The sequence below is a fragment of the Pseudoalteromonas spongiae UST010723-006 genome (genome assembly GCF_000238255.3).
Taxonomy (GTDB): domain Bacteria; phylum Pseudomonadota; class Gammaproteobacteria; order Enterobacterales; family Alteromonadaceae; genus Pseudoalteromonas; species Pseudoalteromonas spongiae.
In genome coordinates this window covers 2,877,439-2,888,396 of record NZ_CP011039.1, presented here as the reverse complement: position 1 = coordinate 2,888,396, position 10,958 = coordinate 2,877,439, and the positions used below count along the sequence as shown (strand labels likewise).

General features: G+C 39.8%; 10 protein-coding genes. 5 read left to right on the top strand and 5 right to left on the bottom strand.

Annotation, left to right across the window (positions count from 1 at the left end):
* The first annotated feature begins 36 nt into the window (after positions 1-36).
* Positions 37-651 carry a paraquat-inducible protein A gene (locus PSPO_RS13305; RefSeq protein WP_010561548.1) on the top strand — a complete coding sequence of 205 codons (615 nt, stop codon included), beginning with the start codon at positions 37-39 and terminating at the stop codon, positions 649-651.
* Here the strand turns inward: PSPO_RS13305 and PSPO_RS13300 are convergent.
* Positions 648-1,244: an FMN-binding negative transcriptional regulator gene (locus PSPO_RS13300; RefSeq protein WP_010561549.1), complete on the bottom strand. Its 597-nt coding sequence runs from the start codon at positions 1,242-1,244 to the stop codon at positions 648-650. The genes PSPO_RS13305 and PSPO_RS13300 overlap by 4 nt on opposite strands.
* 1 nt (position 1,245) lies before the next feature.
* Complete coding sequence (locus PSPO_RS13295; protein WP_010561550.1) at positions 1,246-1,827, bottom strand: GNAT family N-acetyltransferase; 582 nt, start codon at positions 1,825-1,827, stop codon at positions 1,246-1,248.
* 105 nt (positions 1,828-1,932) lie between these two features.
* Between PSPO_RS13295 and pdxR the strand changes: the two genes are divergently transcribed.
* Complete coding sequence (gene pdxR, locus PSPO_RS13290; RefSeq protein WP_010561551.1) at positions 1,933-3,396, top strand: MocR-like pyridoxine biosynthesis transcription factor PdxR; 1,464 nt, start codon at positions 1,933-1,935, stop codon at positions 3,394-3,396.
* Here pdxR and PSPO_RS13285 read toward each other — a convergent pair.
* Complete coding sequence (locus tag PSPO_RS13285; RefSeq protein ID WP_010561552.1) at positions 3,373-3,768, bottom strand: hypothetical protein; 396 nt, start codon at positions 3,766-3,768, stop codon at positions 3,373-3,375. The genes pdxR and PSPO_RS13285 overlap by 24 nt on opposite strands.
* A 71-nt stretch (positions 3,769-3,839) precedes the next feature.
* Between PSPO_RS13285 and PSPO_RS13280 the strand changes: the two genes are divergently transcribed.
* Positions 3,840-4,877: a flavin-containing monooxygenase gene (locus tag PSPO_RS13280; RefSeq protein ID WP_010561553.1), complete on the top strand. Its 1,038-nt coding sequence runs from the start codon at positions 3,840-3,842 to the stop codon at positions 4,875-4,877.
* Here the strand turns inward: PSPO_RS13280 and PSPO_RS13275 are convergent.
* Together PSPO_RS13275 and PSPO_RS13270 are read right to left on the bottom strand one after the other, a co-directional pair.
* Positions 4,857-5,606 (bottom strand): helix-turn-helix domain-containing protein, encoded by a 750-nt coding sequence (locus tag PSPO_RS13275; protein ID WP_010561554.1) that lies wholly within the window; start codon positions 5,604-5,606, stop codon positions 4,857-4,859. The two genes, PSPO_RS13280 and PSPO_RS13275, sit on opposite strands and share 21 nt — an antisense overlap.
* Positions 5,603-6,958, bottom strand: coding sequence for an MBL fold metallo-hydrolase RNA specificity domain-containing protein (locus tag PSPO_RS13270; RefSeq protein ID WP_010561555.1), 1,356 nt, complete (start codon positions 6,956-6,958; stop codon positions 5,603-5,605). The genes PSPO_RS13275 and PSPO_RS13270 overlap by 4 nt, the downstream gene beginning before the upstream one ends.
* 165 nt (positions 6,959-7,123) lie before the next feature.
* Between PSPO_RS13270 and PSPO_RS13265 the strand changes: the two genes are divergently transcribed.
* Together PSPO_RS13265 and PSPO_RS13260 are read left to right on the top strand one after the other, a co-directional pair.
* Positions 7,124-7,357, top strand: a complete 234-nt coding sequence (locus PSPO_RS13265) for a hypothetical protein (RefSeq protein ID WP_010561556.1) — start codon at positions 7,124-7,126, stop codon at positions 7,355-7,357.
* A 410-nt stretch (positions 7,358-7,767) separates the two neighbouring features.
* The gene (locus tag PSPO_RS13260; protein WP_010561557.1) at positions 7,768-10,935 is read left to right on the top strand and encodes a TonB-dependent receptor domain-containing protein; all 3,168 of its coding nucleotides are present in this window, start codon (positions 7,768-7,770) and stop codon (positions 10,933-10,935) included.
* Positions 10,936-10,958: the final 23 nt, after the last annotated feature.

The window sequence follows — 10,958 nt, the reverse complement described above, 5'->3', positions numbered from 1 at the left end:
CGTTAAAGTCGGGAAAATTAATTTTTAAGAAGCATTATGAAAACAAAAATTAGCGCTGTTATTTTATTACTCGTGAGCATTGCCTTGTTGATCCCAGGGGTAACTCAGCCCGTGTTAACACTGCAAGGGAATATTGATAAAGCCAAAATTGTGGATGTGGGTATTACCATGCTTGCCGAAGAAGGTGATGGCAATACGCGCGGCATGCTTCGTATGTTTTCGGGTATGCTTGGCCTTGATAAGTTAGAAGGTGAAGTGGAAGCCTATCGCAAAACCCGCAGTATTGTTGGCACCATTGAAGAACTTGCCAATAACCAAAACCATGTGGTGGCAGTATTAGTTGGGTTATTTGCGGTGATCATTCCATTTTTAAAACTACTGATGCAGCTACTCAGTGTGTTATTGCCCGCTAAAATTAAGCTCACTCGTTTGCTTAATACCGCTGCTTCTAAGCTTAGTAAGTGGAGTATGACCGACGTATTTGTGATTGCACTTATTGTTTCTTATTTGGCTGGCAATGCCGATGGGCAAATGGGCGATATGTTAAAAATGAAAGCCGAGCTAGGCATCGGCTTTTGGTTTTTTACTGCGTATTGTATTGTGGCAATTGCCTCTTCTCAGTTTGTAGAGCACATTCATAAAGCCCGCTAATATATCAATTCGGCTGAGTCTTTATCGCCACGAGCATAAAGGCTCTGTTTTATCTCTTCTCGTGTTTCGCTTGCCTTATCTTGACTTAGTTTGAAGTTACCAAGTATTTCAGTAATCTCTATTTTAAACACCATTATGTACTTTAATGATTGCGATATTTCATGCTCATCTACTTGAGAAAGTTGCCACTGCGTTGCTAGTTTATCTTCAAATTGTGTAACAGAATAAGCCATTATCTCGCGCTTTTGTGAGGGCTTTGTAATAGGTTGTGCCATGCCTTTTACCTCTAACTTTGCGTAATGCCATGTAGGTAAATAGACCTTTTCGGCATCATTGGGTGAAACATAACAGTCTGCACCATTAAATAGGCATTTTATGTTTAAAGGCTGCTTGGCAAGTAGCTTGGCAAGCGGGTTATTTGCTGCCATATGCCCCAATAAATGCTGCTTATTTTCATCAAGCACTAATGGAATATGGCAAAGCTCAATATCGCCTTGCGCGTTTTGATAAATCAAACTTGCTAGCGGAGACTTCTCAATGTGCGTTAACAGTCGAGCGAAGTCATTTTCAATATATTGGCGTTGTGGATACATATTATAACTTTGCCTCTAACTGTTGTTTTACATTTGGCCAGATAGTGTGGGTTACACTAAATACTGCGCTATTACGATAGCTACCGTCAATCAGCTTTCTATCTTGCCATGCAATGCCTTCAAATTGCGCGCCTAGTCGGGCAATGGCATTTCGTGATTTTTGGTTATTTTCATGGGTGCGAAGCTCTACTCGGGCTGCGCCAAGTTGTTCAAATGCGTAACTTAACAGTAAGTATTTTGCATGTGTATTGATATGGCAACGTTGAAATTCAGGGGTAATAAACGTGTGGCCAATTTCAAGTTTATCGTGATTAAAATCAAGGGCAAATAAGCGTGTGCTGCCCACCAGTTGATTACTTTTTTTATCAATAATCACTAACGGCAACTGCTTATCAGCATGGTACTGTGCTGTTTCATTAAACCAATGCTCAAGCGTATCTTTGTCTTTGCAGTAATTGCTAAGTACATATTGCCAAATCTTCGGGTTTTTCCCTGCTTGTAATAAATCATCTAAATGGTGGTGTTGCAGCTTTTGTAAAATGACTTTGTTAGTTTCAAATTGTGTTTGTGTTAATTGTTGCATGGTAGCCTCATTCCAAATTTTTCATGCTTTATGAGGTGTATTAAAAAAGAAATCTGGTATAACGTTAACAACCAGTTTTTAATATTTATATAGACCAGAAATTAAATGCGCTTACTGACCATTTCATTTAATCCACATGAAAAGAAATACCTCGCCATTGCTGCGAGTATTCGAGAGGCCATTTTATCGGGTCAGTTAAAACCACAAGACCGATTGCCGGCAAGCAGAGATTTAGCAAATCAGCTCAATGTGAATCGTCATACTATTATGGCGGCTTGCGATGAGTTAGTGGCGCAGGGGTATTTAGAAAGTTTACCGCGGATTGGTTATCAAGTGGTTTCGGTCTTACCGGTAGAAGGCTGTATACCAAACGAATTGACCGAAACTCAGCAATTTAATTTGGCTCACTTATTTAAATCGCCAAAAACGAGTCTTTCTAACGCTGATTTAAATGTGCGCTTTAATTTTGCTGGTGGATTACCAGATATAACGCAATTTTCAATGAAGGTATTTAAAAGCCATTTAAATACTGCGTTAAAACAGTTAGACCTGGGCAGCTTGCATTATCAGGGCACGCTCGGGAATGAAACATTACGTGAACAAATAAAAAAATACTTAGTAAGAGCCCGCGGTCTTTCATCTGGCGAAATATTAATAACCAATGGATCGCAAGAAGCATTGTTTATTGTCGCGCAAGCGGTGTTACAGGGCGGTGACAATGTGGCGGTTGAGAAACTGAGTTATCCGCCTGCATGTGCTGCGCTCAGCTCAAATGGTGCAAACTTGATTACCATTGAACAAGATGAGTTTGGTATAAAGCCTGACAGCTTAAAGCGCGTATTAGCGCATACTAAAATAAAGCTTTTGTATTTAACGCCGCTACACCAGTACCCAACAACAGTGACCTTATCGCCACAACGTCGCAGCCAAATATACCAATTAGCTCAGCAGCATGATTTTTTAATTTTAGAAGATGATTATGATCATGAGTTTCATTATCGCTGTTCACCGTTAGTACCAATGGCGGCAAATGACCCTGACGGTCGAGTCATTTATATCTCAACTTTTTCAAAAATTATGTTTGCAGGCGCGCGACTAGGTTATGTTTCGGCTCACCCTCAAGTTATTGAGTATTTGGCTAATAGTAAAAAAATCATCAACCACAAAACCGAATGTGTGTTACAGCAAGCAGTAGCTAATTGGATGAGCGAAGGGGACTTTGAAAGACATCTTCGCAAAATGACACAATTGTATTTAGCGCGCAGAGATCACCTTGTGGTGTTGCTAGAAGATTACAAACAAGCGGGTTACCCGATCACTTTTGCTGTTCCCGATGGCGGCATGGCTATTTGGCTTGGCTGTAAGCGTGATTTAACAGGTTTTACTGAGTTGGCACAGGCGCATGGAATATATATTCAATGTCAGCATGACTTTAACCCACAAGTAACCAATTGTGACGAGCAAGGTTTTCAGTATCTGCGTTTAGGGTTTGCCAGTATGCAAGAGCAAACCCGTTTAGAGGCGGTTAATGCGTTATTGGCGTTATTATTCCCCGCTTTGCGTACTTAGCCAATTGAGCGCTTGCGCTTTATTGTTGAAACACTGATGTGTTAGTCCTGCTGTAGGGTAAACATAGTCACACACTTGTTGTGTCATCGACCTTGTTACACAATGTTCAAGATTTACTGCGACAGCTTTGGCATTGGAGGCTTTTAAAAACTCAATGTGTGCATTTTGTGCGTCTGGCGTTGGCAGTGCCTCGCCATGAATGTTAAGTAATACATCAAAATCAGTAATTTGCTGGTTACGCACCATATCAATTAATTGCTCATGTAAATGCATAAAAAACTCAGCATTCCATGGCCCGGTTGTGTTTATTTCTAGCGTTTTTCCTTGCCAATTAAGGCTGACATCGCCATGCATTTTAAATTTTTCAAACATATAGCGTTTAAATTCAATTTTTAGTTTTGCTGTACCTTTATTCTAGCTGAGAGTTTTCAGTTGGAGTAGTTATGAAACAAGCTATTATTGTTGGTGCAGGTCATGCTGGTTTAGCAACCGCCTATTTATTGAGGCAAAAGGGCTATCACAAAGTGGTTATTTTAGAAGCATCAAATGCTGTAGGCAGTGCGTGGCGAAATCGTTATGAAGGGTTAACTTTGTTTACTTCTCGGCGCTATAGTCAGTTGCCAGGGTTGAATATTTCTGGCAACGCAAGCGAGTACCCGTCAAAACAGGAATTTGTTGAATATCTTGAACAATATGCTGCTGCATTGTCATTAGATATTAGATTTGGCCGTAAAGTAGTTGATGTGCGAAATGACACCGATGGCTTCACAGTAAACTGCAGTAATGGTGAAACCTACCACAGCAAAATGCTGTTTGTATGTACTGGTGCATTTCAAATTCCTCATAAGCATCAGCTGGATAGTAACTCTTTTTATCACGGTAAAGTGTTTACGCCAGAATCTATTGGTGATCGACACTTAACATGTGAAAACGAAAACTGGTTAGTGATTGGTGATGGTGCCAGTGGCCGGCAACTGGCAAAAATGTTGGTTAAAAAGAATCAAGTCTTTTTATCTATGGGTAAGGCGCGTTCATTTTTGCCACAACGTTTATTGGGTAAGGATATTTTCTTTTGGCTAGATAAGCTTGGCCTGATTCGTTTGGAAAAGCAGCATTGGTTAGCGAAAAAAATGCGAAAGAAAGACCCGTTTCCTGCAACTGGTAGTCGTAATCATCAGTTAGCTAAGGCTGGAATAACACTTTGTAAGCGCTTTAATTTGAATAAGTTAAATAGCGAAAAGCCAATAACACTTAAAGGGCAAGTGATAGATAAGGTGATAATTGCCACAGGCTATAACAATGATTTTTATTGGCTTGAAAGCTGTTTAGCACAGCAAGCTAGCAATAAAGATTTTTTTGATAAAGTATCCGACATATCGGGATTATATATCCTGTCTCAACCTTGGCTGAGCTCGCGTGGTTCGGGCTTGATTATGGGCATAGAGCACGATTTTAAATTATTAGATTTGCTCGAATGTTAGCGTTCCTTTTAATTGCTTTGGCTGTATGCCAAATAACTTTTTACATTCGCGGCTTAAATGTGCGGCATCACTAAACCCTACTTGATGGGCTGCTTTTGTTAAATCAAAGCCATTTGCGAGTAATGGTATTAAGTGTTTGAATCGTAAGTAACGTTGGTAACTTTTAAATGGCATGCCAATTTGCTCACTAAATAAATGTGATAACCGACTTTGCGATAAATTAACTATTTTTGCTAATTGTGAAAGATTTAGCTGGGCGCTGTCACACTGTTGTAAGTGATTAAGTATTTTTGCAATACGCGGATCCGTGGGGGGCTTTGCTTGGGCATGGTGGCATAAAATACTATTTAAAAATTCAGTCAGCGCATAATCAAAGCTGCCTGTTTTATCTATAAAATATTGCCAAAGGTATTGCGATTTTGCCTGTTCAAAGCAGGTGTAAACATTGTTTTCATTTTTTTGGCAGTTAATAAGGTGCGTTAGTTTTTTGCCGAGTACACTAAAGTTATCAATCAATATGGTGATCACCGGTTGATCACTTTTTAAAGTATGGTTTACTTTACTTGCAATTATTAAACAGGTTGTGGAAAGCGTTTTTTGGTCAACAGTAATACTGGCTTGTGGCGACAATAAGTTAATTTGAATAAATTGATGGCTATGTTCATTTGCCATCAATTTATCATTAAATGCGATATAAATACCTTGGTAGGCTAAAAATTGGGTTTTCAAAGTGCCACTTGTTCCAAATACTCAGCCACTTTGGCGTCGATGCCAAGCTGCTCCTTAATGTGGCAGCGCATTGCGTCACATGCACTGACTTCACCATGGTTAATATAAATTTGCTTTGGAAATGCTTCGCCTTGCTGCAACCAATTTAGAATATCTTGATAATCACCATGGGCCGAAAGTGAATCTAGGTTTAGAACGTTTGCTTTTACATCAATATATTCGCCATGAATTTTTATTCTTTCGGCGCCATTAATAAGCGCTTCACCGCGTGTGCCTGCTGCTTGAAAGCCTAAAAATGCGACTGTGTGTTTATCATCTGGCAATAAACTTTTTAAGTGATGTAATACCCGTCCACCGCTAGCCATGCCGCTTGCTGATACAATAATACAGGGTAGATTGCGGCTATTGAGCATTTCCGACTCTTCTTGCGTTTTAACAAACTCTGTCATGTCATCAATGGCTTGGCATTGTTCTTTGGTTAGTTTGTGGTGCTTGTGGGCTTTTTCATAAAGATCGGTGACCTTTATTGCCATCGGGCTATTGAGATAAACCGGTACATTCGGAATTCGCTGCTCTCTTTTTAGCTCAGCGATTAAATGTAAAATTAACTGTGCGCGGCCAACGGCAAAAGAGGGCATAAGAAATATACCGCCACGCTTAAACGTATCATTTATGGCACCGGCGAGAATTTGCTTGGTGTCGGTTGCAGTATGACGTCTGTCACCATACGTTGCCTCTACAACTAGTAAGTCACAGGGTGAAATCGGCTCTGGCGAGTACATAATTGGGTCGTCTTGCCTACCAACATCTCCGCTGAAAACTAACGTTTTACTGTTTGCGTTTAATTCAATACTTGAAGAGCCGAGAATGTGCCCATTTGGTTTTAAGTTAATTGTTATATTTGGCAAAATTTCGACATTGTGTTGAAAATCGAGCGGCACAAAAAGGGATAGCGACTTTTTAGCATCACTTAATGTATACAGTGGTTCAGCTGGAGAGTGCTTAGAGAAGCGCTTTTTATTTGCATATTTTGCGTCTTCTTCTTGTAAAAAGCCTGCGTCAGGCAGTAATACTTCACACAGTTTAAGTGTTTCGTGAGAGCAAAAAATAGGGCCTCTAAATCCTTGCTTGTATAAAAGCGGAATATAACCCGAATGGTCGATATGCGCGTGGGTTAATAAAACGGCATCTAACTTAGTTACATCAAACGGAAGAGCTTGCCAGTTGCGAGTACGATAGTTTTTTATGCCTTGGTAAAGGCCGCAATCAATTAAGATCTTTAGGTTATCTACTTCCAGTAGGTGTTTTGAACCTGTAACTGTACTTGCTGCCCCGATAAATGTTAATTTCATGGCAAGCTCCATATTTAGTGTAATTAGCTCTATTTTAGTCAATCTTACTAATAATGAATTGTTAGCAAGATACGAAATTAAGCTAACACACTGAAAGTTATATTAATATATATTTGGCACAGAGTTTGATTTAAATTAAATAAATTGGAAATTTGAGAGGTTTATATGGCAGAACAAGGATCAGCAGGCAATGTAATCGCTGCTATTTGTAACGTGTTTTTCCCAGGTCTTGGGCAGTTGGTACAAGGGCGCATTGGCGCGGCACTGATATTTGCGATTGTTGTATTTGGTGGCTACGCTTTATGGTTTTTTGTCGTTCCAGCAATCATTGGCGGTATTTTCCACTTATGGGCAATAATCGATGCGGCTAAGTTTCGTAAAGTTGAAATATATCGTTGATGTTAATTAAAGTTTAAATTTTTGCATTTTAGTAAGGTGACGTTTTAGTTACCTTGCTAAAATTACGTTTATCCAGCTCAAAACTAACGATCTTAACCTTTAACACGCCCATCCCCTCCTCTTGTAACATCAACAACTTCAGATGCAGTGTAAATGATTGTAAACAATTAAATTGTGTGTAAATTAAATTTTACTATCGATATTTTTGTAGTTTGTTGTTTTTTCTGTGTTTTTCTGTGTTTTTCTTTTTGGCTTAGCTTAGATGTAAATAATGTTATTTGTCGAATAGTACTCATGTTTTGTAATTTTTATGTTAAAACTGTGTTGTTCGGATTACATTTTTAAACAAAGAGAAACATTTGTGTAATTTGTGACAATTAACATTTAGAAAACTTCAGGGAAATCTCATTTTGAAAAAATTAAACTTATTAGCACTTAGCGTTAAGTCTGCGCTATTTGCAGGTGCAATAACCAGCTTTGCAGGTGTTGCCGCAGAAGAAGAAAAAAATAATGCGGAAGACGAGGAAATTGAAAAGGTTGTAGTGACTGGCTCTCGAATTCGTAAAGCTGAATTTTCGAACGCATCACCAATTCAAGTCATTAGCGGCGACCTTTCTCGAGAGATGGGCTTATTCGAAGCTGGTGAAATGCTTCAATCAACCAACCAAGCAGCTGGTGTTCAGATTGATAACACGTTTGGTGGTTATGTATTAGATAACGGACCAGGAGCGGCGACAATTGGTTTCCGTGGTTTAGGTGCTGAGCGTACACTTGTTGTCATTAATGGTCGTCGTATGGCTCCTGCAGGGGTTGGAGGCGCGCCTACTTCACCAGATCTCAATTTGATTCCAGGCGTAATGATTGATCGTGTAGAGAATTTATTTGATGGCGCTTCAACGGTTTATGGTTCTGACGCAGTAGCTGGCGTAGCGAACGTAGTATTAAAGTCAGATATTGAAGGTTTTGAAGTTCAAGGTTCTTATCAAGCGCCGCAAAGTGGTGGCGGTGAACAATCAAATCTTTCTGTTATGTGGGGTGACACTTACGACAATGGTTTCATTACTGTTGGTCTAGAATACGCTGATTCAAAAGCACAATCATACTCAGAAACTGCTTTTGCAAAAGGTTGTGAAGAGCGTATTTTTGAATCTGAAGAAGGTGATATCATTACACGATTTAGCGGTATTGGTCCTACAGCTGGTGGTGAAGATACCTGTGATATTTTTCCGCTAACAAACCGTGTTTTCGTTCCAGCTTTCTGGGGTAGTCTATATGTAACTCCTGGATATACTAACACAGGCATTCCAAATTTAAGTGAAACGACAGTTCCTTCACAATATGCTGGTTTATTCCCTGAGTGGGTTTTAGCAGACTTCAATGGCGATGGTATTATTGACGACCTTGACGGCGCTATTGTAGACGGTAATGGAGATGGTTTGCGTGATGTTGACTTCCAAGATCCATTATATGCATTCCAGCAGTCTGATTATTATAAGAGTGGTGATTACCGCAGCCGCAATGAACGTCTTTCATTCATGGTAAATGGTGAGCATAACTTTGCCGATGACAATGATACAACTTTTTATTACGAAGGTTTGTATGCGCAACGTAACTCTCCAGTATTCAGTCCTGGTGCTCAGTTATTTGAAACTGTTCCGGCTTCAAACCCATATAATCCATGTGGTGTAAATGGTGAGGTAGATTGTTTTGGTGTACTAGGCTTTGGTGATGCTGGTCCATTAGATGTTGATCCTATTATTAATATTCGTGGTGACCGTGATCGTTTTGAAGTTGATGTTGCCCAATACCGATTAGTAACAGGTGTTACAGGTAATTTACCAGGCCTAGAGTCGATTAACTTAAATAATTGGTATTATGATGCGTATGTTTCTTACAGTGCATCAAAAGGTACTGATGTCCGTAATGGTTTTAACGAACAACGACTACTACATTCATTGAACACGTCTGTTCTAAATGCTGATGGTACTGTAACGTGTGGTGATGGCACTGATGGCTGTGTTCCAGTTAACCTGTTTGCGGATAATATTTATCAACCAGGTGGTGGTACGTTGACAGACGCAGAATACAATTATCTGTTCGATCAACGTAAAATTGAAACGAAAGTTAATCAATTAGTTGTTAATGGATTCTTAGGTGGCGATCTGTATACTTTGCCTTGGAACAATGAAACAGTATCAGGTATTTTTGGTGCTGAATATCGTCGTGACGAGATTGAATCAGATCCTAACGCAGTAGCTGCACAAGGCTTGCTATGGGGTTATTTCTCAGACCAAGGTGCGGATGGCTCTCGTAGTCTTCGTGAAGTATTTACTGAAATTGACCTACCACTTGTTAAAGGTGTAACAGGTGTTGAAGAGTTTACATTGACTGTATCTGGTCGTATTTCTGACGAAAGCTACTATGACCCAGAAAGTACATACTCTGTAAAAGCTGTTTATCGTCCGGTTGAATGGATTACGCTTCGTGGTACTCAAGGTACATCATTCCGCGCACCTAACTTACGTGAGCGTTTCTTAAACGGTACTTCAGGCTTCTTGACTGTGAGTGACCCGTGTGTTGTTCCAAGTGATGCTCGTATCTCAGATCCAATCAACCCAGATGCAATTCCAACATATGATGCAGCTAATGACCCGCGTGATGATGTAACTCTAGCTCGTTGTGTTTCTGATGGTTTAGATCCAACTTCATTAGGTTTGGATCCTACCTTCACTGAATCAACAAGTACTGAAGTTATCAGCGGCGGTACAACAGAGTTGAGCCCTGAAACGTCACTAGCTAAGACATATGGCTTTGTTATTGAGCAGCCATTTATTGAAGACGTAGATATAACGCTTTCTGTAACTCGATTCGATATTGAAGTAACTAATAGTATTGCTGAACCATCAGCTTTCTATAGCATTAACCAATGTTATGGTGCAGATGGTAATGCAGCTTTCTGTAGCCGTATTAGTCGTGATGAAGGCGGTCAAATTAGTCTAGTTGACCAATCATTCATCAACGTAGGTTTATTAACGTCTCAAGGTTATGACTATAATATTTACTATAATCAAGATTTTGTTATTTCAGAACAAAACTTGGGTGTAACAGTTGACCTTCAAGCAACCAAGATGACTGAAGCCCTGTACGATGTGTTAGGTGTTGTCGATGATAATGTGGGTGAACCAGATTATCCTGAATGGCGTGGTACAGCTCGTCTAATGCTTTCTTATGACGACTTCCGCTTTAACTGGATGGCTCGTTACATCTCAGGCGGTAAAGAAGACGATTTAGGAGAGTTTGAGGAAGATACAACCGGTTGTACAGGCTTGTTTAATAGCGCTGGTGAGCGCCTTAAATGTCGCCCTGTAGGCTTTACTGAAGACTATTGGAAGCATGATGTATCAGTTTCATGGTCTTCTGATGAATATCTAATCTCTGCGGGTGTTCGTAATGTATTTAATGAAGCTCCACCTAAAGTTGATCCAAGTGGTTCATTCTCTAATACTAACGTACCTCTAGGTGTTGGTTATGACATGTATGGCCGCATGCCTTATATCAACTTCTCAGTTAACTTCTAATTGAGCGTTGTAACTTAGCAAAT

Bases quoted from the DNA above. Each gene is read 5' to 3' on its own strand.
- PSPO_RS13305 (WP_010561548.1), top strand. From the start codon at position 37: ATGAAAACAAAAATTAGCGCTGTTATTTTATTACTCGTGAGCATTGCC.
- PSPO_RS13300 (WP_010561549.1), bottom strand. From the start codon at position 1,244: ATGTATCCACAACGCCAATATATTGAAAATGACTTCGCTCGACTGTTA.
- PSPO_RS13295 (WP_010561550.1), bottom strand. From the start codon at position 1,827: ATGCAACAATTAACACAAACACAATTTGAAACTAACAAAGTCATTTTA.
- pdxR (WP_010561551.1), top strand. From the start codon at position 1,933: ATGCGCTTACTGACCATTTCATTTAATCCACATGAAAAGAAATACCTC.
- PSPO_RS13285 (WP_010561552.1), bottom strand. From the start codon at position 3,768: ATGTTTGAAAAATTTAAAATGCATGGCGATGTCAGCCTTAATTGGCAA.
- PSPO_RS13280 (WP_010561553.1), top strand. From the start codon at position 3,840: ATGAAACAAGCTATTATTGTTGGTGCAGGTCATGCTGGTTTAGCAACC.
- PSPO_RS13270 (WP_010561555.1), bottom strand. From the start codon at position 6,958: ATGAAATTAACATTTATCGGGGCAGCAAGTACAGTTACAGGTTCAAAA.
- PSPO_RS13265 (WP_010561556.1), top strand. From the start codon at position 7,124: ATGGCAGAACAAGGATCAGCAGGCAATGTAATCGCTGCTATTTGTAAC.